Annotated in this window: 15 protein-coding genes, 1 tRNA gene and 1 pseudogene; 7 read left to right on the top strand and 10 right to left on the bottom strand. The window is 65.3% G+C overall.

Annotated features, from left to right (window positions below; translation table 11 throughout):
• Positions 1 to 74 precede the first annotated feature (74 nt).
• Positions 75 to 515 (bottom strand): TM2 domain-containing protein, encoded by a 441-nt coding sequence (locus tag ASE70_RS04715; RefSeq protein WP_056396493.1) that lies wholly within the window; start codon positions 513 to 515, stop codon positions 75 to 77.
• Positions 516 to 687: 172 nt separating this feature from the next.
• Positions 688 to 2,127, bottom strand: a complete 1,440-nt coding sequence (gene cysS / locus ASE70_RS04710; protein WP_056501959.1) for a cysteine--tRNA ligase — start codon at positions 2,125 to 2,127, stop codon at positions 688 to 690.
• Between the two features lie 190 nt (positions 2,128 to 2,317).
• Here cysS and ASE70_RS04705 point away from each other — a divergent pair, with 190 nt between their 5' ends.
• The 3 genes and pseudogenes from ASE70_RS04705 (at position 2,318) to ASE70_RS04695 (ending at position 4,877) form a co-directional block, all read left to right on the top strand.
• Entirely contained in the window at positions 2,318 to 2,890 is a 573-nt protein-coding gene (locus ASE70_RS04705) for an SRPBCC family protein (RefSeq protein ID WP_235512193.1), read from the top strand.
• 15 nt (positions 2,891 to 2,905) lie between these two features.
• On the top strand, positions 2,906 to 4,108 hold the full coding sequence (locus ASE70_RS04700) for a zinc-dependent alcohol dehydrogenase (protein WP_056396490.1): 1,203 nt from the start codon (positions 2,906 to 2,908) through the stop codon (positions 4,106 to 4,108).
• Positions 4,108 to 4,877: pseudogene (locus tag ASE70_RS04695) on the top strand (SDR family NAD(P)-dependent oxidoreductase). Before ASE70_RS04700 ends, ASE70_RS04695 begins: the two are co-directional and overlap by 1 nt.
• Before the next feature lie 304 nt (positions 4,878 to 5,181).
• Here the strand turns inward: ASE70_RS04695 and purU are convergent.
• The 8 genes from purU to ASE70_RS04655 all read right to left on the bottom strand — a co-directional run bounded on the left by purU (position 5,182) and on the right by ASE70_RS04655 (position 12,592).
• On the bottom strand, positions 5,182 to 6,063 hold the full coding sequence (gene purU / locus ASE70_RS04690; RefSeq protein ID WP_056501911.1) for a formyltetrahydrofolate deformylase: 882 nt from the start codon (positions 6,061 to 6,063) through the stop codon (positions 5,182 to 5,184).
• Positions 6,064 to 6,111: 48 nt separating this feature from the next.
• Positions 6,112 to 7,029 carry a copper resistance protein B gene (locus ASE70_RS04685; RefSeq protein WP_056501908.1) on the bottom strand — a complete coding sequence of 306 codons (918 nt, stop codon included), beginning with the start codon at positions 7,027 to 7,029 and terminating at the stop codon, positions 6,112 to 6,114.
• Positions 7,026 to 8,858 (bottom strand): copper resistance system multicopper oxidase, encoded by a 1,833-nt coding sequence (locus tag ASE70_RS04680; protein WP_056501906.1) that lies wholly within the window; start codon positions 8,856 to 8,858, stop codon positions 7,026 to 7,028. Before ASE70_RS04680 ends, ASE70_RS04685 begins: the two co-directional genes overlap by 4 nt.
• Before the next feature lie 51 nt (positions 8,859 to 8,909).
• Complete coding sequence (locus ASE70_RS04675; RefSeq protein WP_056501901.1) at positions 8,910 to 9,476, bottom strand: RNA polymerase sigma factor; 567 nt, start codon at positions 9,474 to 9,476, stop codon at positions 8,910 to 8,912.
• Positions 9,473 to 9,916 (bottom strand): periplasmic heavy metal sensor, encoded by a 444-nt coding sequence (locus ASE70_RS04670; protein WP_056501898.1) that lies wholly within the window; start codon positions 9,914 to 9,916, stop codon positions 9,473 to 9,475. Before ASE70_RS04670 ends, ASE70_RS04675 begins: the two co-directional genes overlap by 4 nt.
• Positions 9,913 to 10,179, bottom strand: coding sequence for a hypothetical protein (locus tag ASE70_RS04665; protein WP_156355978.1), 267 nt, complete (start codon positions 10,177 to 10,179; stop codon positions 9,913 to 9,915). Before ASE70_RS04665 ends, ASE70_RS04670 begins: the two co-directional genes overlap by 4 nt.
• A gap of 118 nt (positions 10,180 to 10,297) precedes the next feature.
• Positions 10,298 to 10,371 (bottom strand) — tRNA-Cys (locus ASE70_RS04660).
• Positions 10,372 to 10,630: 259 nt separating this feature from the next.
• The gene (locus tag ASE70_RS04655; RefSeq protein WP_056399775.1) at positions 10,631 to 12,592 is read right to left on the bottom strand and encodes an acyltransferase family protein; all 1,962 of its coding nucleotides are present in this window, start codon (positions 12,590 to 12,592) and stop codon (positions 10,631 to 10,633) included.
• A gap of 339 nt (positions 12,593 to 12,931) precedes the next feature.
• Here ASE70_RS04655 and ASE70_RS04650 point away from each other — a divergent pair, with 339 nt between their 5' ends.
• Genes ASE70_RS04650 through ASE70_RS04635 form a run of 4 tightly spaced genes read left to right on the top strand, consistent with a single transcriptional unit; the run spans position 12,932 to position 18,640 of the window.
• Entirely contained in the window at positions 12,932 to 13,603 is a 672-nt protein-coding gene (locus ASE70_RS04650; RefSeq protein WP_056501891.1) for a protein-L-isoaspartate O-methyltransferase family protein, read from the top strand.
• 7 nt (positions 13,604 to 13,610) lie between these two features.
• Positions 13,611 to 15,182 (top strand): TolC family outer membrane protein, encoded by a 1,572-nt coding sequence (locus ASE70_RS04645; protein WP_056501888.1) that lies wholly within the window; start codon positions 13,611 to 13,613, stop codon positions 15,180 to 15,182.
• Positions 15,183 to 15,214: 32 nt separating this feature from the next.
• Positions 15,215 to 15,766 carry a DUF2497 domain-containing protein gene (locus ASE70_RS04640; protein ID WP_056501885.1) on the top strand — a complete coding sequence of 184 codons (552 nt, stop codon included), beginning with the start codon at positions 15,215 to 15,217 and terminating at the stop codon, positions 15,764 to 15,766.
• Between the two features lie 45 nt (positions 15,767 to 15,811).
• Positions 15,812 to 18,640 (top strand): valine--tRNA ligase, encoded by a 2,829-nt coding sequence (locus ASE70_RS04635; RefSeq protein WP_056501882.1) that lies wholly within the window; start codon positions 15,812 to 15,814, stop codon positions 18,638 to 18,640.
• Positions 18,641 to 18,856 lie beyond the last annotated feature (216 nt).

Genomic DNA, 18,856 nt, shown 5'->3' with positions numbered 1-18,856 from the left:
GGGCAATTCCCATGCGCGAAACCGGTCGGCCGCGCAATGAAGGAAAGGTTGGCGGGTCCGATCGACCGCTTCGATCAGCCGTAGCGGTGGTGGAACTCGTCATGGTCCATGACGAGGTAGCGGATCGCGTCGATCAGCGCCCAGATGCCGGTGACGACCAGGCCGACGACGGTGCAGGTCAGCAGCAGCATGACGATGCCCGACCCGGTCTTGCCAAGGTAGAAGCGATGGATGCCGAGCGTGCCGAGGAAGAAGGCGAACAGGACCGCTGCGATCTTGTCCTTGCGCGGGCGGCGGCGGCGATCGTCGTTCGCCGGGACCGGCGCGACGGTGCCGGGCACGTGATAGATCCGCAGCGCGCGGCCGTTCGATACCTCGAAATCGACCTGCGCGCCCACCGCCGGGCCGACGCGGTCGCTCCAGTCGTCGGGCTCGAACCAGTAACGCTGTCCGTCGTCGCCGGCGATCCGCCCCTCGCGTCCGTTCCGATCGACGCCCAGCACCTGTCCCCGCATATCGTCCCCCGATGATTCGCGGGCCGGGTATGAATGCGAAGCGGGGCCGGGAGCAAGGGCTTAGCGCACGCCATTTCGTCGCCCCGGCGAAGGCTGGGGCCTCCTGCGGCGAGGAGCGGCGCTTCGCAACCGGGAGATCCCGGCCTTCGCTGGGATGACGTTTGGGGCGCCGTTACGCCAGCGTCGGTCGCCAGTCCCAGCCCAGCGGGTCGCCGTCCATGACCTCCACGCCCGCAGCGGTCAGTTCGTCGCGGATCGCGTCGCTGGTCGCGAAGTCCTTGGCAGCGCGGGCTTCGCGGCGGTCGGACAGGCGGGCTTCGATCGCATCGGCGTCGATGGTCGCACCGGCGGGACGGACGCGCAGGTCGGCGCGTTCGAGGGTGGCGAGGCCGAGGCCCAGCACCGCGTCGAAATCGGCGAGCGCCGCCAGCCGGTCGGCGGGCGTCAGCTTCTTGTCGGCGAGCAGTTCGTCGAGCACCGGCAGCGCGCGCGGGGTGTTCAGGTCGTCGGACACCGCTGCATCGAGGCGCTCGCGATAGGTCGCCGCCTTCGTCACATCGCCTTCGCCCGAAGCACGGGTGCGCAGGGCGACGACGGTCATCGCCAGCCGCTTCAGCCGGGTCAGCGCCGCGACCAGATTGTCGGCCGAAAATTCCAGTTCGGAACGATACTGCGCCGACAGACACATCATCCGATAGGCGAGCGGATGGACGCCACCGTCGATCAGCGTCTGGAGCGTGGTGAACACGCCCTTCGACTTCGACATTTTGCCAGAGCGTTCGACCAAGAAGTTGTTGTGCATCCAGAAGGCGGCACCGCTGTCGGCGCACCCGCAATAGGCCTGGTTCTGCGCGATCTCGTTCGGGTGGTGGATCTCGCGGTGGTCGATGCCGCCGGTGTGGATGTCGAACGGTGCGCCCAGATATTTCAGGCTCATCACCGAGCATTCGAGATGCCAGCCCGGTGCGCCTTTGCCCCAGGGAGAGTCCCATTCCATCTGGCGCGTCTCGCCCGGCGGGGTCTTGCGCCAGATGGCGAAGTCCTGCGGATGGCGCTTGCCCGCGACGGGATCGATGCGACCTTCGCCGGCATCGTCATGCCCACCGGCCAGCGCGCCATAGTTCGGCACGGTGCTGCTGTCGAAATAGAGGCCGCTGTCGAGTTCGTAGCAATGCTCGGGCGCGATCCGCTCGGCGAAGGCGATCATCTCGGCGATGTGATCGGTCGCCACCGACCAGCGGGTCGGGTCGTCGATGTTGAGGTCGCGCAGATTGCCCTTGAACGCTTGCGTATAGTGCGCGGCGATGTCCCAGATCGACTGGGCGCGGGCTTTCGCCGCCGCCTCCATCTTGTCGTCGCCGGCATCGGCGTCGGAGGTCAGATGGCCGACATCGGTGATGTTGATGACATGGGTGAGCGGATAGCCCTTCCACCGGAGCACCCGGCTCAGCGTGTCGGTGAAGACATAGGCGCGCAGATTGCCGATATGGGCATAGTTGTAGACGGTCGGGCCGCACGAATAGACGCGCACCCCCTTTGCCGGGTCGAGCGGTTCGAACCGCTGTAGGCTGCGGGTCAGCGAATTGTGAAGCGTGAGCGGGGCACCGTGCATGGCCGAGCGCATAGCGCGGTGCGCTCCGTCTGCAAATCCGTACCGTTGAACGGGAAATAGCACAGGCGACCGGAACAGTGCCGGACGATGGCGGTTGGTGGCTTCGTGATCGAAAAGCGTAATTCGATCAATAACATAACATGGATCAACTGGCCGGACCCGATGGTCCGGCGGACGGGAGAGCATGGCCATGGTCGACAGCCCACAGCCCGGCGATATCATGCGGGACGACGCACCCGCTTTTACCGCCAAGGACAAATCGAAACGCGCGGAAGCCGCGCCGAACGGTGAGTCGTCGATATCGGGGGTCGCCGTGACGATCAACCGGCCGGCAAGCGAACTCTATGCCTATTGGCGCGACTTCGGGAACCTCGCGACCTTCATGCTGAACGTCGAGGCGATCGAGGTGCAGGACGACCGGCGGTCGCACTGGACCGCTGCCGGGCCGAACGGCAGCTATGCCTGGGACGCGGTCGTGACGGAGGATGTCGCGAACGAACGCATCGGTTGGCGCGCGGAGAATAGCGACGTGCCGAACAGCGGCTGGGTATCGTTTCATGAGGCGGCACCGGGGCGCGGCACGGTGGTGACGGCGATGATCGCCTACTCCCCGCCCGCCGGCATTCTGGGCAAGCTGGTCGCCAAGGTGACGCAGCAGGAACCGGCAATCCAGGCACGGCGCGACCTGCGCCGCTTCAAGCAGCTGATGGAAACCGGCGAGATCGCGACGACCACGCCACCCAACCGCGAACCCAAATCGTAAATCAAGGAGCCGGCGATGCGCGCACTTACCTGGCACGGCAAGCACGACGTCCGCGTCGATACCGTCCCCGATCCCGAGATCATCAACCCGCGCGACGCGATCATCAAGATCACGTCGACCGCGATTTGCGGGTCCGACCTGCATTTGTATGACGGCTACATCCCGACGATGCAGGCGGGCGATATCCTCGGCCATGAGTTCATGGGTGAGGTGGTCGAGACGGGACCCAAATCGACCTTGCAGAAGGGGCAGCGCGTCGTCGTGCCCTTCGTGATCGCCTGTGGCAGCTGCTATCATTGTTCGAAACAGCAATATTCGGGCTGCGACAACGGCAACCCGGCCGACAATCAGGATATCGCGCAGGAACTGTGGGGACAGGTCGCCCCCGGCCTGTTCGGCTACAGCCACATGACCGGCGGCTATCCCGGCGGTCAGGCAGAATATGTCCGCGTGCCGTTTAGCGATGTCGGGCCGATCGTCATCCCCGACGGGATCGAGGACGACAAGGTATTGTTCTTGTCCGACATCCTGCCGACCGGATGGATGGCGGCTGAAAATGCCGATATCGAGGACGGTGATATCGTTGCGGTCTGGGGCTGTGGTCCGGTCGGGCTGTTCGCAATCCAGTCGGCATTGCTGATGGGCGCGCACCGAGTGATCGCGATCGACCATTTTCCGCACCGGCTGCAACTCGCCAAGGGGCTGGGGGCGGAGGTCCTCAATTTCGAGGAGACCGATATCTATGATGCGCTGATGACGATGACCGGCGGGATCGGTCCCGATGCGGTGATCGACAGCGTCGGCCTCGAAAGCCACGGCCTGTTCGTCGACAATATCGTCGACCAGATCAAGGCATCGACCTTCCTCGGTACCGATCGGCCGCACGCGCTGCGACAGGCGATCGTGGCGTGCCGCAAGGGCGGTCGCGTGTCGGTGCCCGGCGTCTATGGCGGGATGATCGACAAGTTCCCGTTCGGCGCGCTGATGGAGAAGGGGCTGACGCTCAAGACCGGGCAGACGCATGTCCAGCGGTACCTGCCGGCGCTGCTGACCGCGATCATGGAGGACAAGATCGATACGACCTTCCTGATCTCCGACCGGATGGCGCTGGAGGATGCGCCCAAGGGATACCGGAAATTCCATGACGAACAGAATGTCTGCACCAAGGTCGTGCTGAAGCCCGATTGGGCAAAGGCCGATGCGGCGGGAGAAGCATGATGGCGAACAAGCTGGCGGTCATCACCGGCGCGTCGACCGGGATCGGCTATGAACTGGCAAAGATCGCGGGGCCGAAGGCTATGACCTGATCGTCGTCGCCGACGAACCGCAGATCACGGTGGCGGCCGGCGACCTCGGCGCAGGCGCAGTGCGGGCGGTCGAAGCCGATCTGGCGACGTTCGAGGGCAACGACCGGTTGCTCGACGAGGTGGCCGGGCGGCCGATCGACCTGCTGATCGCCAATGCCGGGCGTGGTCTGGGCCATGCGTTCATCGAACAGGAGGTGTCGGCATGGCGACGGGTGATCGACACCAACGTGACCGGCACGACGTACCTGTTGCAGAAGGTCGCGCGGGAGATGGCAGCGCGGGGCGAGGGGCGCATCCTGATTACCGGATCGATCGCCGGGCTGATCCCCGGCAGCTATCAGGCGGTGTATAACGCGACCAAGGCGTATCTCGACAGCTTCGCCTATGCGCTGCGCGAGGAGTTGAAGGACAGCGGCGTGACGATCACCGTGCTGATGCCGGGGCCGACCGATACGCGCTTCTTCGAACGTGCCGGCATGCTGGACACGCCGGTCGGCAAGGACGATTCGAAGGAAGATCCGGCGAAGACCGCGCGCAATGGCTGGGACGCGGTGATGGCCGGATCGGCGCATGTCGTGTCGGGGGCGAAGAACAAGCTGCAAGCGGCGATCAGCCATATCACGCCCGACAGCGTGCTGGCGAAGATGCACACGAACATGGCGAAGCCGGACGGGGAGTGATTTCGGCCCCTTCCTGCTCAAGGGAGGGGTTGGGACGGGTCCGTTCGTGGTGCGCGGTTACGCATCGTAGGACCGATAGACATTCAGCGATATCCGCGAAATTTCGTCATTCCCGCGCAGGCGGGAATCCATAGACGCCGACGGTTTGGCTGGATCCGCGACGCTGGCGTCTATGGACTCCCGCCTCCGCGGGAGTGACGAAAGAGGATAAAACGCTATTCCTGGGCCCAGCGAACTGAATGTCGATCCCGTCTAGCTAACCGACTCATCTCCCGTCCTTCCCTTGACCAGGGAAGGGAGTAGATCAGCGAAACACCACCGTCCGGTGTCCGTTCAGGAACACCCGCCGTTCCGCTGCCCAGCGGACGGCGCGGGCCAGCACCTGCGCCTCGATATCGCGGCCGATGCGGATCAGGTCGGCTTCGGTGTCGCGGTGATCGACGCGTTCGACCGCCTGTTCGATGATCGGGCCTTCGTCGAGATCGCCGGTGACGTAATGGGCGGTCGCGCCGATCAGCTTGACGCCGCGGTCGTGCGCGCGGGCATAGGGGCGCGCGCCCTTGAAGCTCGGCAGGAAGCTGTGATGGATGTTGATGCAGCGTCCGGCCAGCCGCTGCGACAGGTCGCTGCCCAACACCTGCATGTAGCGAGCGAGCACCAGCAGTTGCGCATCGGAGTGTTCGAACACGCGCAGCATTGCCGCTTCCTGTGCCAACCGGTCGCCGTCGACGATCGGCAGATGATGGAACGGTACGCCGTGCCATTCGGTCAGCGCGCGCAGCGACTGGTGGTTGGAAACGACGCCGACGATCTCGACCGGCAGGTCGCCGGTCTTCCACCGATGGAGCAGGTCGTTGAGGCAATGGCTGCCCTTCGACACCGCGATCAGCACGCGCATCCGCTCGGCAAGGGGGACGATCGACCAGTCGAGCGCGAAGTCTTCGCCTATCGTGGCGAACCCCTGCGTCAGCGCATCGGGATCGATGGGAAAGGCGGGGCCGGCGCCGGCGAATTCCACCCGCATGAAGAAACGTCCGGCCTCCAGATCGGCATATTGCTGGCTGTCGAGGATGAAGCCGTCGATCCGCGCCAGATGCCCGCTGACCGCCGCAACGATCCCGACGCGGTCGGCGCACGACAGCGTCAGCACATAGGCGGGCGACCCCGCGGCGTCGGAAACCGGCATCGACTTTTCCCCTGTTGATCGGGGGGCTCTAGCGACGAATGCGCGTGGTTAAAACCATGCACGGATGCCGGCGACCAGACCGATGCCGCCGCTATCGTCGCCCGCCGCCCGGCCGAAACGCCGGGTATCGCCGAAGCGACGTTCCCAGTTCACCCCGACATAGGGTGCGAATTCGCGGGCGATCTCGTACCGCAGGCGCAGGCCGAGTTCGGCGTTGGTCAGCCCCGATCCGGTGCCGGTCTCGGGGATATCCTGCGCCGACAGGTTCAGTTCGGCGCGCGGTTGCAGGATCAGCCGCTGGGTGAGGCGCTGATCGTAATAGCCCTCGATCCGGCCGAGCAATTCGCCTTTGGTCGAGAGGAACACGGCGGCGTTCAGTTCGAACCAATAGGGGGCGAGGCCCTCGACCCCGACCGTGACATAGGTGCGGGCCGGGGTGGGGCGGATGTCCTGCCGGATGCCGGCCTGCAGGTTGAAATAGGGATTGATCGCGCGCGAATAGAGCGCCTGCACCTCGGCGGCGTCGAGACGGTCGCCGCCTTCGCCCTCGCTTTTTACGACCAAGCGGTGGATGTCGCCGCCATACCAGCCTTCGCCTTCCCAGGCATAGCCGCCGTCCTTCCACTCGGCACGGTCGAGCAGGAGTTGGGCGAAGCGCTGGCCGCCACCTTCCTCAGCCATCATCGCATCACGCGACCGGGCCATGACGTCGCCGCCCCAGACGCGGTCGGCGTAATGCGGCATCGGCACCGGCGGGGGCGGCGCGCTGCCGGGCGACTGGTCGGTGCCGGTCGGTTCGGGCGCTTCGGCGGGGGCGGCGGGTTCGGAGGGCTTCTCGGCAGGTTGCGCCTTGGGTTGTGCAGGTGCCGCGGGGGGCATCTGCATATGGTCCATATGGCTATGGTCCTGCGCGACGGCAGGGGTGGCAGCGGCGAGCGCGAGCAGCGTGGCTAGGGTGCGGATCATGCGGCGGCTCCCTGCGGACGGACCGAGACGACGCGCATCATGCCGGCGAGCATGTGGTAGAGCATATGGCAATGGAACGCCCAGTCGCCGACCGCATCGGCGGTCAGGTCGAGGCTGACGATCCCGCCTGGTTGCACCAGCACCGTATGCTTGCGGGGACTATGGTCGCCATGCCCGGTGACAAGCTCGAAGAAATGGCCGTGCAGATGGATCGGATGCGCCATCATCGTGTCGTTGATCAGGTTGATGCGAACCCGCTCCCCTTCGGCAAAAGCAAAGGGTTCGTGGGTGTCGACCATGCGCTTGCCGTCGAACCCCCACATGAAGCGTTCCATATTGCCGGTCAGGTGGATGTCGATCTGGCGACCCGGCGCGCGGACGTCGGGATTGCGGTCGAGCGAGCGCAGCTGGCGATAGGTCAGCACGCGGTGGCCGACATCCTCCAGCCCCTGTCCCGGATAGTCGGTGCGGTCGGCGGCCATGGGGGAGATGGTCTGCACGCCGGGGGTTTTGGCGACGCCGGGGGCGTTCGCGAAGTCGCGCATGCCGTGCTTCATCTCGCCCATGCCCTCCATTCCCGCCATGCCGCCCATCGCGTCGCCATGGCCCATCGCGGCGTGATCCGGGGCGGGTGCGGCCGATGCGGGTGCACCCTGCTGCGTGGCGAGGCGGGCAGAGGCGTTCTTTTCGATGGTCGGGTCGGGGGCACCGGCTTTGTCTTCATGGCCCATGCCGCCCATGCCCATGTCGGTCATGGTTGCAAGCGGGCGGGCTCGCAGCGGCGGGACCGGCGCTGTCAGGCCGGGGCGGGGGGTGAGCGTCGCGCGGGCCATGCCCGATCGGTCGACGCTTTCCCCGACCAGCGTATAGGCAGCGTCGCCGGGGATGACGATCGCGTCATAGGTTTCGGCGACGCCGATCTGGAACTCGTCGACCGTCACCGGCTCCACGTTCAGCCCGTCGGACTGGACGATCGTCAGCGGCAGGCCGGGGATGCGCACGTTGAACGTCGTCATCGCGGAGGCATTGACGATCCGCAACCGCACCCGCTCGCCCGGCGTGAACGCGCCGGTCCAGTTGTCGACCGGGCCATGGCCGTTGACCAGATAGGTATAGGTCGCGCCGGTCGCGTCGGCGATGTCGGCGGGGTCCATCCGCATCTTGCCCCATTCGGCGCGATCCTTGGCGGGCTGGTCGCGACCCGCGAGCAATCCGGCCAGCGTCTGCCGCTGGAAATTATAATAGCCCGGTTGCAGTTTCATCCGGCGAAAAATCGTCGCCGGGCTCGACCGGCTATGGTCGGACAGGACGATCACATGCTCGCGGTCGAAGGCGACGGGATCGGCGGCGGCGGGGTCGATGACGATCGGGCCGTAAAGTCCGGCCTGTTCCTGCCCGCCCGAATGGCTGTGATACCAATAGGTCCCGTTCTGCCGGACCGGGAAATCGTACAGAAAGCTCTGTCCCGCCGGAATGCCGGGAAAGGAAATACCGGGCACGCCGTCATACTGGAACGGCACCAGCAGCCCGTGCCAGTGCAGCGAGGTTTCGACGTCGAGGTCGTTGACGACGCGGATCCGCGCGCGCTGCCCCTCGCGCAGGCGGATCAGCGGGGCGGGGGACATGCCGTTGATGCCGATGCTGCGCGACGGGCGGCCATCGACCAGGCGGTTGATCCGGCCGATCCGCAGTTCGATCAGGTCGCCAGACACCACCGGGCCGTTCGTCGCCTGTCGTGCGCCAAGCGGTGTCCATGCGCCCAGCGTCATCGCGCCGCCGCCCAGCGCCGCGCCGCGTAACAACCGGCGGCGATCGATCGTCGTCGTCATGCAAACATCCTCGTCATCCATCCGGTCATACGCAGCACGGGCACCGCCCCCTCAACCGGCCAGCAATTCGTTCAGCTTGATGCGGGCGCGCCGGATGCGGGTCTCGACCGCCTTGGTCGATATGCCGAGCAACTCGGCGGCGTCGGACTGGCGCATTTCCTCGACCGTACACAGCAACAACGGTTCGCGGAGCGCGGCGGGCAGCATCGCGATCGCCGCGCGCAGCCGGGCGGTTTCCTGTCGCTGTTCGGCGGCCTTCGCCTGATCGGGATCGTTCGTCGCGATCGTATCGGCCAGCTCGTCGACCGATCGTGCGCCGAAGAAGAAGCGCCGCAGCGCCCGCCGCCGCGCCAGATCGCGGCACTTGTTCAGCGCGATCGTCGCCAGCCACGCCGCCATCGGGCGCGTTCCGTCATAGCGACCGAGCGCGCGATAGGCGGACAGGAACGTCTCCTGCACCAGATCGAGCGCCTCGTCGGGATCGCCGACGCTGTTCAGGATCAGGCGATACACCCGGCTGCGATGACGCTGCATCAGCGATGCGAAAGCGGTTTCGCTGCCGGCCAGTGCCTTTGCCGCCAGTTCGCCGTCATCGGGGCCGGGATCGGCCGCGGTCACTGCGCCGGGTGGGTGAGCGCGCGTGCCACCGCCCGGTCGAACGCCGGGGTCTGATCGGGACGCAGCAGTCGCCGCATCGCGAAGACATGCGCGAGCGTGGCTTTCTGCAACGTCCCCATCGTCCGGTGCGACGCATCGACTGCCGCGGCGACGCGCGGGCCGTCATCCTGCTCGGCGGCGATCGCCTGTGCCAGCCGGGCATTGTCGGCGCGCATCTGCGCCTGCAACGCCGCACGCCGCGTCGCATACTCCGCCTCCAGCGCGTCGAGCCGGCGCATCTGCCCGGGCGTCAACTGCATGTCGTCATGCAGCAGGGCATGAAGTTCACCGCCGTGCGCCGTCGCAGGACGATCACCGATCAAGCGACCGGCCAGCACCCCGCCCAGCGCCGCGAGAAACGCGACGATGGCGACCAGCACCGTCCACCGGGTCCGGCTCATCGACCGGCCAGCAGCGTCGAGGGCGCGAGCGCGAGGTCGTCGGCAAAGGTCGCCGCGGGCTGCGGACGCGGGATCGGATCGGCGGCGATCAGCCCCATGGTCACCGCTCCGATCGCGGCGACCCCCGCCAGCCGCAAGCCCGCCGCGCGCGCGGCACCATCCGCCCGCACCCGCGCGAACACGGCCGGGGCGAGCGCGTCGAGGCGCGGATCGTCGGTGACGTCCGACAGCCGGCGCAGCGATTGGTCGAGATCGTCGATCATGGCATCCATTCCACCCTTACGCAGGAATGCTACGCAGCATCGCCGGTCAACCCTCGACCGGAACGCAGATCATGCCGAATTTACCGGGTTTCCCGACCGGGCCGGCCATTGCCGACCCTGGAGGCGCGACCGGGAATCGAACCCGGGTGCAAGGATTTGCAGTCCTCTGCGTCACCACTCCGCCATCGCGCCTCGATACGGTGGAGCGGCCGTTTGCGTTGGATTTCATTCCACGTCAACCCGGCGATCGCCCGATTTGATCGATGTTTGCGCGCCCACTTCGGAAACGTTGCCCGACGGCGGCATGACGCGGCGCGCGGCAATAGGTAGTCGCGCTACGTAACAGCGCCGATACCAATTACCTAGGTCAGCGCCATGGATGAACTTGAGCGAATATCGCGTAATTTTGCTTCTGGACCAATCGTAGCGTCGCATCGCAACCGTGGCGGAGCTAGGATCGTATCGCCGCCATGATAGGTCGCGCAACGATCTTCGACCCATCTATCGAAAGATGATCATCGTCATAATACAGGATATGGCCATCCTGTCGGGTCTTGCAAATATCACCCTTACAAAACGCCGACCGCGGCAGAACGACCGTGACGCCGTTGTCCCGCATAGTTGCGAGTATCTTGTCCGCCTTTGGACCCCAGATATGGTCGTTCGGTTCGCGCGCCGCACACGCGCTGTCACCGAATCCGACTTTGGCAGCCCGGGCGAAGCATTTCGGCAACGAAAGGTCGTAATCGGGCGTCGATCCTACGAAAACGATCCGCGCTTTCGGTATCTCGCTGTGAATCCATCGTACAATATACCGCAACCCGTCTGCGAACTGCCGTTCCGCAAGCTCGGGATCATTGTTGGCGGTCGTCGCGGTTAAGGATGCTAGGACCGCCGACCAGCTCGAACTTACTACCACCGTATCAATGTCAGCCTGGCGGGCAGCTTCTTCCAACGCGTTTTGGTAAGACGCAGTGCAAGGGGCCAACTTTGGAATATAGGCGATAAACCGCAGTATCGGGCTGCAACCCGAAGCAGTGGTCTGCCTGATTTCAAAATTGCCTTCCTTCGCCATGCTGGCGAGGCCGGGCATCAAATGATCGGCGTGCGAATCTCCCCAGAGTAGAACATCATACCCGGTGACCGCGTCCGGTCTGCCCGCGATACACTTGTCAGCATGGCCCAATGTTCCGTTCGAAGCCGGCGTTCTTTCCATATGGCAGTTCGGACGGCGCGGATTGAAAGCATCATTCGCGCGATCTGCGACCTGAACAGCGGGACCGCTGATTGCCCGCAGGCCATCGGTCTTCACAAGCGTCATTCCTGCTACGGCCAGGACGCCTGCTATCCCCGCGCTAGCTCCCAGAACCTTAGCGCGACTGACGGGCCAAGCCCCGCGACCACGAAACCGTGCTTCGACGAACTTCGTAGACAGAATTGCAAGAACGAAGGCCATGCCGACTGCGGCGATCGTCTCGATCGCCGTTAACGGACGCCCCAAGGCGATGCGGGGCAGTACAAGCCACGGCCAGTGCCACAGGTATAGGCTGTAGGAGATCAGTCCGACGTACAGCACCGGCCCAACCGATAATGCTCGTCCGGCCAGCGTAGAGGATTTATCGCCAGCGTGGATGATCAGGACGGCACCCAAACACGGTGGCAATGCAGCAAGCCCCGGGAACGGCATCGCTTCGCTGTACATCACCATCGGTACCAGGATCAGCAATAAACCCAGTATTGCGGCCGTTTCACGCACCATCGCGGTCCGAATTGCTGGTATCGCGCGCACCGCGAGCATCGCACCAAGGCCGAGTTCCCATGCGCGGGTAGGCAGCATGTAGAAGGTCGCTTCGGGATAGAGTTGTAATCCGACGATAGACAGTAGCAGCGATACGATGACGGTTGCGACCACGAACGCCCGCAGCGGGCGCGCGCTTTTCCGGCGTGCCAGCATCGGTACGATCAGCGGCCACAAGATATAGAATTGTTCTTCGACCGCCAACGACCACGTGTGTAGGAGCGGTCTGTCCAATGCCTCGGATGCGAAATATCCCGTGTCCCACCAAAAGACAAAATTGGCGGTGAAGGTGGCAACTCCGAACAGGCTTTTTCCATAATCGTCGAGTTCGGAAGGAGAAAGAATGACGATCGCCGCGACCGTGGTCGCCAACGCCACCAGAACGAGCGCCGGCAGGATTCGCCGGAACCGCCGCTCATAAAAGCGCGCGATGGAGAAATCGCCACGCTGCGCCTCGCCGAAAATGATCGAAGTGATCAGGTAGCCCGACAGTACGAAGAACACGTCGACACCGACGAATCCTCCGGACAGCAACCACGGAAATGCGTGAAACAGCACGACGCCGCCAACGGCAATCGTTCGCAGTCCATCAATATCCGGACGATATTTAATCATTAAGCCCCCGCTTCGATCGGTGGCCAGTATCTTACCCGCATAAGATATAACATAAAATTTTTGCTCGCTCCTCCCAAAGTAGGACCGTTGCCGGCCACGCGCCGCGCGTACGTTGTCTGAGCACCGCTCACGAAGCAGCTGACCCTATCAGGCGGTTCTGATTGGTACCGTTCGGCGAAACAGGCTCCGTTCGCAGCGTTATATTCGCCGTGCGAGAAGTCGGATGCGCCGAAATTATACGCCACCCCGTCCTTGGCGAGGGCACCGCGTCGCGATAGACAGCGGTCGCGATGCGATGTGTATTGCGTGGCTAAAACAGTTGTGCGACAGGATTGCACCATGACCGATTCGAACCAGACCCGCCCCGATTTCGAAGCGATGCGCCATGCGATGGTCGTCAGCCAGCTTCGCACCAGCGCCGTCAGCGATCCACGCGTCGTCGACGCGATGGGCGAGGTGCCGCGCGAAGCCTTCGTGCCCGCTTCGCAGGCGGCGCTTGCCTATCGCGACGCGCCATTGCCGCTGGGGGGCGGCCGCGCGATCAATCCGCCGCTGATTACCGGCCGGTTGCTGGTCGCGGCCGACATCCGTCCGACCGATCACGTGCTGCTGATCGGCGCGGCGATGGGCTATGCGGCGGCGGTGCTGGCGCGGCTGGCGGCGTCGGTCGTCGCGCTGGAGGAAGATGCCCGGCTGGCCGGTTCGGCCCGCGATGCGATTGCCGATGCGAAGGTCACGCTGGTCGAGGGGCCGCTGAATGCCGGCTGGGTCGAGGCTGCGCCCTATGACGTCATCATCATCGACGGTGCGGTCGATGCGGTGCCCGATGCGATCGCCGATCAGCTTGCCCCCGGCGGACGGCTGACGACCGGACTGGTCGATCGTGGCGTGACGCGGCTGGCGCTCGGCCGGCGCAGCGAAGGCGGGTTCGGGCTTGTCGACTTCGCCGATCTCGACTGCGTCGAGCTGCCGGGCTTCGCTCGGCCCAAGACGTTTCAATTCGCAAGGTAGGAAAAAGATGCGGGGGGGGAAGTTCATCGGCGGGGTTGCGGTGCTGGCATTGCTGGCGTCCCCTGCGAGTGGGGAGACGTTGCGGGAGGCGTTGGTACGCGCCTATGCAACCAATCCGCAGCTGACGCAGGCGCGCGCCAACCAGCGGGCGACCGACGAAACGGTGCCGATCACCCGTTCGCAGGGGCTGCCGCAGGTCGTCACGCAGGGTCAGGTCATCGAAAATATCCTGAACCCCGCGAGCCGCGGGTTCACGCAGGCACCGCGCACCGGCAACGTCCAGCTGAACGTCAGCCAGTCGCTCTACGCGGGCGGATCGATCCGCAACGGGGTGCGGGCGGCCGATGCCCGGGTCGAGGCGGGTCGCGCCAACCTGCGCAGCACCGAGGCCAATGTCTTCACGCTGGTCGTCGCCGCGTATAACGACGTGATCCGCGACGAGGCGATCGTCCGGCTGAACCAGCAGAATGTCCGCGTGCTCGAAGTCAACCTCCAGGCGTCGCAGGACCGGTTCCAGGTCGGCGACCTGACCCGCACCGACGTCGCCCAGTCCGAGGCGCGGCTGGCATCGGCGCAGGCGCAGCTGCGCAATGCCGAAGCGTCGCTGATCCAGAGCCGCGAAAACTATGTCGCGACCACCGGCACGCCGGCGGGAACGCTCGACGCGCCGCCCGCGCTGCCCAATCTGCCCGCCGATCCCAACGGTGCGGTCGGGGTGGCGGTATCGAACAATCCGGCGCTGATCGCGGCACGGCGCAGCAGCGATGCCGCCGGGTTCGACGTGCGCGTCGCCCGCGCCAACCGGCTGCCGACGGTGAGCGCGATTGCCGGGGGGAGCTATACCAGCTTCCTCGGGTCGGCGCAGGCGGTGGATGGCATCGTCCTGCAACAGGATGGCGGACAGGCGCAGGCCGGCGTGCAGTTCAGCCTGCCGCTGTTCCAGAGCGGACGGCCAAGCGCGCAAATCCGTCGCGCGCAGGCGTTGGAAGGCGCCGCGATCGAGCAGGTGACGCAGGTCGAACGGTCGGTCGTGTCCGATGCGCGATCGGCGTTCGCCGCATGGCAATCGGCGCTGCGGGTGATCGAATCGTCGGAAGTGCAGGTACAGGCCAACCGCCTGTCGCTGGAGGGTGTCCGCGCCGAGAACAGCGTCGGCACCCGGACGATCCTCGACATCCTGAATGCCGAGCAGGAATTGCTCAATTCACAGGTGCAGTTGGTTTCGGCGCGGCGGGACGCCTATGTCGCCGGCTTCGCATTGCTGGCGGCGATGGGTCGGGCGGAGGCACGCGATCTGGGCCTCGACGGCGGGGCGCTGTACGATCCGGTCGCGAATTACGACCGGGTGCGCAACCGCATCTGGGACTGGAGCGACGATCCCGCGCCGGTGCCGATCGCGCCCAGCACGGTCAACACCCCGGCACAGACGCCGGTGGTGACCCGCGAACTCGATCCCGCATTGCAGCGGACGCCCAATCCCTATACGCCGACGCAGGGCATCGATGCCCCTAATCGGCAGGGGGGAGCCGCTCGGGGAACGCAAGGCGTTGACACGCCGCGGATCAACCCCGAAGGCTAGGCGTTCAAGGGGCGGAACGAATGAGGGTTGCGATGGGCGATATCAGCAACGAAACGTCGATGGAGGACATCCTGTCCTCGATCAAGCGGATCATCGCCGAAGAGGGCGAAGGATCGGCCCAGGCGTTGCGCGGTCGCAAGTCGATCCGCACGGCGCAGGCACGCGACCTCGACGACGGCGACGAAATTCTCGAACTGAATCAGAGCGTTGCAGCGCCGCCACCGCCGCCGCGCATGGAACAGGCACGGGTCGAACAGCCCCGTGTCGACGCACCGCGCGCCGAACGGCCGCGCGCCCCCGAACCTCGCATGGAAGCCGAGCCCGAACCGATGCCAGCAGCGCCCGCACCCGGCAAGATCGACGCATCGATCGTATCCGACCGCGCCGCCGAGGCGAGTCGCGGCGCGCTTGACCAGTTGTCGCGGATGTTGGTGAAGCCCGAAACGCCGGGTGCCGATTCGCTCGAAGGGATGGTGCGCGAGATGCTGCGCCCGATGCTGCGCGAATGGCTGGACGCAAAGCTGCCCGGCATCGTCGAGGCGATGGTGGCGCGGGAGATCGCCCGGATCAGCGGACGCGAATAGCGCCGCTCTCTTGCAACGCCGTCGCATCCGCGCCATGCGACGGCGATGAGCGAACTGCCCAAGACTTTCGATCCCGCCGCCATCGAAGCGCGCTGGTATGCCCACTGGGAACAGGACGGCCTGTTCCGGCCCGATCGGCCGAACGCGACGCCGTGGACGATCGTCAATCCGCCGCCCAACGTCACCGGCAGCCTGCATATCGGCCACGCGCTCGACAACACATTGCAGGACATTCTGGTCCGCCATGCCCGGTTGCAGGGCAAGGATGCCCGCTGGGTCGTCGGCACCGACCATGCCGGCATCGCGACGCAGATGGTCGTCGAACGCCAGATGGCGCAGCAACAGCAGAAGCGCACCGATTTTTCGCGTGACGATTTCGTCGCCAAGGTCTGGGAATGGAAGGCCGAGAGCGGCGGGCAGATCACCGGGCAGTTGCGGCGGCTCGGCTGTTCGATGGACTGGGCCAATGAACGCTTCACCATGGACGAAGGCTTTTCGGCCGCCGTCCTGAAGGTGTTCGTGCAGCTGCATCGCGAGGGGCTGCTGTACCGCGACAAGCGGTTGGTGAACTGGGACCCGGGTCTCGGCACCGCGATCAGCGATCTCGAGGTCGAGACGCGCGAAGTCAGGGGCAATTTCTGGCGCTTGCGCTACCCGTTGGCGGACGGATCGGGTTTTATCGAGGTGGCGACGACGCGGCCCGAAACGATGCTGGCCGACATGGCCGTCGCGGTGCATCCCGACGACGCACGCTATACCGCGCTGATCGGCAAGCAGGTACGCCTGCCGATTACCGGGCGTCTCATCCCGATCGTGGCCGACGAACATGCCGACCCCGAACTCGGATCGGGCGCGGTGAAGATCACGCCCGGCCACGACTTCAACGATTTCGAGGTCGGCCGTCGCGCCGGGATCGAGGCGCGCGACATGCTCAACATGCTCGATGCCAGGGCGAATATCGTGCAAACCGCCGACAGGCTGATCCCCGACGCTTTCCTCGGCCTGTCTAGCGCCGATGCCCGCAAGGCGGTCGTCGCGCGGCTGAAGGACGAAGGCGTCCTGATCCCGCACGTCGACAAGGACGGTGTCGAGCACGATGCCGAACCGCGCACCATCCAGACGCCGTTCGGCGACCGTTCGGGCGTGGTGATCGAACCGTGGCTGACCGACCAATGGTATGTCGATGCCAAGACGCTGGCGCAGCCCGCGATCGAGGCGGTCCGGTCTGGCGCGGTCAAGATCGTGCCGAAGTCTTGGGAAAAGACCTATTTCAACTGGATGGAGAATATCCAGCCATGGTGCGTGTCGCGCCAGTTGTGGTGGGGGCATCGTATCCCGGCGTGGTTTGGGCCCAAGCGACATGAAAACGGGCGTATCGGCGTCGAGATCAAGGGTAACGGTGCGACCAATCTTCAAGCCGATTACAAGGTTTTCGTAGAGGAATCCGAAGCTGCCGCACTGGCAGCTGCTGCCGAATATTACGGAGTCGAAGCACGGATCGGAGCTTCGCCCGAAGATGCTTTCGACGAAATTTTGCTTGCTCCGAGCGAAGACCGTCCCGCGCAACCGGTACTTTGGCAGGACCCCGACGTGCTCGACACGTGGTTCTCCTCGGCGCTGTGGCCTTTCGCGACGCTCGGCTGGCCGGAGAATAGCGATCCGACGCTGGGTGGTCGCTACAGCAACGACGTGCTGATCTCGGGCTTCGACATCCTGTTCTTCTGGGACGCGCGGATGTTGATGCAGGGCATCCACTTCATGAAAGAGGTGCCGTTCAAGACGCTGTACCTCCATGGCCTCGTCCGCGCCGCCGATGGCGCGAAGATGTCGAAGTCGAAGGGCAATACGGTCGATCCGCTGGGGCTGATCGATCGCTATGGCGCCGATGCGTTGCGCTTCTTCATGGCGGCGATGGAGAGCCAGGGTCGCGACATCAAGATGGATGAGAAGCGGGTCGAGGGGTATCGCAACTTCGCGACGAAGCTGTGGAACGCCACCCGCTTTGCGCAGGCCAACGGCATCGGGGCGTCGGCAACGATCGAGCCACCCAAGGCCGAGCTGGCGGTCAATCGCTGGATCATCGCCGAGACGATCGAGACGGTCCAGGCGCTCGACCTTGCGCTGGCCGATCTGCGCTTCGACGGGGCGGCGAACACCATCTATCAGTTCACGTGGAGCCGGTTTTGCGACTGGTATCTCGAACTCATCAAGCCGGTGCTGCAGGGTGGGGCCGAGGGGGGCGAGGAAACGCGGGCGGTCGCGGGCTGGGTGCTCGACCAGATTTTGGTGATGCTGCACCCGTTCATGCCGTTCATCACCGAGGAACTGTGGCATGCGCTCGGCGAGCGTTCGAGCGACCTGATCGTCGCGCACTGGCCGATGGCCGACGCGCGGGCGATCGATCCGGCGGCGCGGGCGGAGATCGACTGGCTGATCCGGCTGGTCAGTGAAATCCGGGCGGCGCGGACCGAGCTGAACGTGCCGCCGGGGGCGCGGCTGCCGCTGCATGTTCGCGATGCGTCGGGCGAGACGGTCGAGCGGCTGGCGCGACAGGGCGCGGTGCTGGCGCGGCTGGCGCGGGTCGATGCCGTGGCCGGCGATGCGCCGGCGGGCGGGGCGTTGCAGATCGTGGTGGACGAAGCGACCTTCGTCCTGCCGCTGGGCGATGTCATCGATCTGGACGCCGAACGCGCGCGCCTGACCAAGGCGATCGCGGCGGCGGAGAAGGAGCGCGATGCGCTGGCCGGTCGGCTGGGCAATGCGAGCTTCGTCGAGCGCGCCAAGCCCGAAGCGGTCGAGAAGGCGCGGGCGGACCATAATGACAAGATGGCCGAGGCGGCGCGGTTGCATGCGGCGCTGGGGCGGCTGGGGTAACGCTTCGTTCTTCCGATGCAGGTCGGAATCCATAGATGGGGTAACGGCGCCGTTTTTGTCGTGAGCACCCGACACAATGGATTCCGGCCTTCGCCGGAATGACGACGTTTTTCTAAGGTACTGTTTCGTCATTCCTGCGAAGGTGGGAATTCATAGACGCAACGCTTCGGGTATGTCGCGGGCGTCAGCGTTTATGGGTCGCCGCCAGCGCGGGAA

It is taken from the genome of Sphingomonas sp. Leaf22, assembly GCF_001421715.1.
Classification (GTDB): Bacteria; Pseudomonadota; Alphaproteobacteria; order Sphingomonadales; family Sphingomonadaceae; genus Sphingomonas.
The sequence above is the reverse complement of the archived record's forward strand: the minus strand, read 5'-3'. Positions and strand labels throughout refer to the sequence as shown.

Excerpts from the sequence above, each read along its gene's own strand:
- ASE70_RS04715 (WP_056396493.1), bottom strand. The coding sequence starts at position 515 with ATGCGGGGACAGGTGCTGGGCGTCGATCGGAACGGACGCGAGGGGCGG.
- cysS (WP_056501959.1), bottom strand. The coding sequence starts at position 2,127 with ATGCACGGTGCCCCGCTCACGCTTCACAATTCGCTGACCCGCAGCCTA.
- ASE70_RS04705 (WP_235512193.1), top strand. The coding sequence starts at position 2,318 with ATGGTCGACAGCCCACAGCCCGGCGATATCATGCGGGACGACGCACCC.
- ASE70_RS04700 (WP_056396490.1), top strand. The coding sequence starts at position 2,906 with ATGCGCGCACTTACCTGGCACGGCAAGCACGACGTCCGCGTCGATACC.
- purU (WP_056501911.1), bottom strand. The coding sequence starts at position 6,063 with ATGCCGGTTTCCGACGCCGCGGGGTCGCCCGCCTATGTGCTGACGCTG.
- ASE70_RS04685 (WP_056501908.1), bottom strand. The coding sequence starts at position 7,029 with ATGATCCGCACCCTAGCCACGCTGCTCGCGCTCGCCGCTGCCACCCCT.
- ASE70_RS04680 (WP_056501906.1), bottom strand. The coding sequence starts at position 8,858 with ATGACGACGACGATCGATCGCCGCCGGTTGTTACGCGGCGCGGCGCTG.
- ASE70_RS04670 (WP_056501898.1), bottom strand. The coding sequence starts at position 9,916 with ATGAGCCGGACCCGGTGGACGGTGCTGGTCGCCATCGTCGCGTTTCTC.
- ASE70_RS04665 (WP_156355978.1), bottom strand. The coding sequence starts at position 10,179 with ATGATCGACGATCTCGACCAATCGCTGCGCCGGCTGTCGGACGTCACC.
- ASE70_RS04655 (WP_056399775.1), bottom strand. The coding sequence starts at position 12,592 with ATGATTAAATATCGTCCGGATATTGATGGACTGCGAACGATTGCCGTT.
- ASE70_RS04650 (WP_056501891.1), top strand. The coding sequence starts at position 12,932 with ATGACCGATTCGAACCAGACCCGCCCCGATTTCGAAGCGATGCGCCAT.
- ASE70_RS04645 (WP_056501888.1), top strand. The coding sequence starts at position 13,611 with ATGCGGGGGGGGAAGTTCATCGGCGGGGTTGCGGTGCTGGCATTGCTG.
- ASE70_RS04640 (WP_056501885.1), top strand. The coding sequence starts at position 15,215 with ATGGGCGATATCAGCAACGAAACGTCGATGGAGGACATCCTGTCCTCG.
- ASE70_RS04635 (WP_056501882.1), top strand. The coding sequence starts at position 15,812 with ATGAGCGAACTGCCCAAGACTTTCGATCCCGCCGCCATCGAAGCGCGC.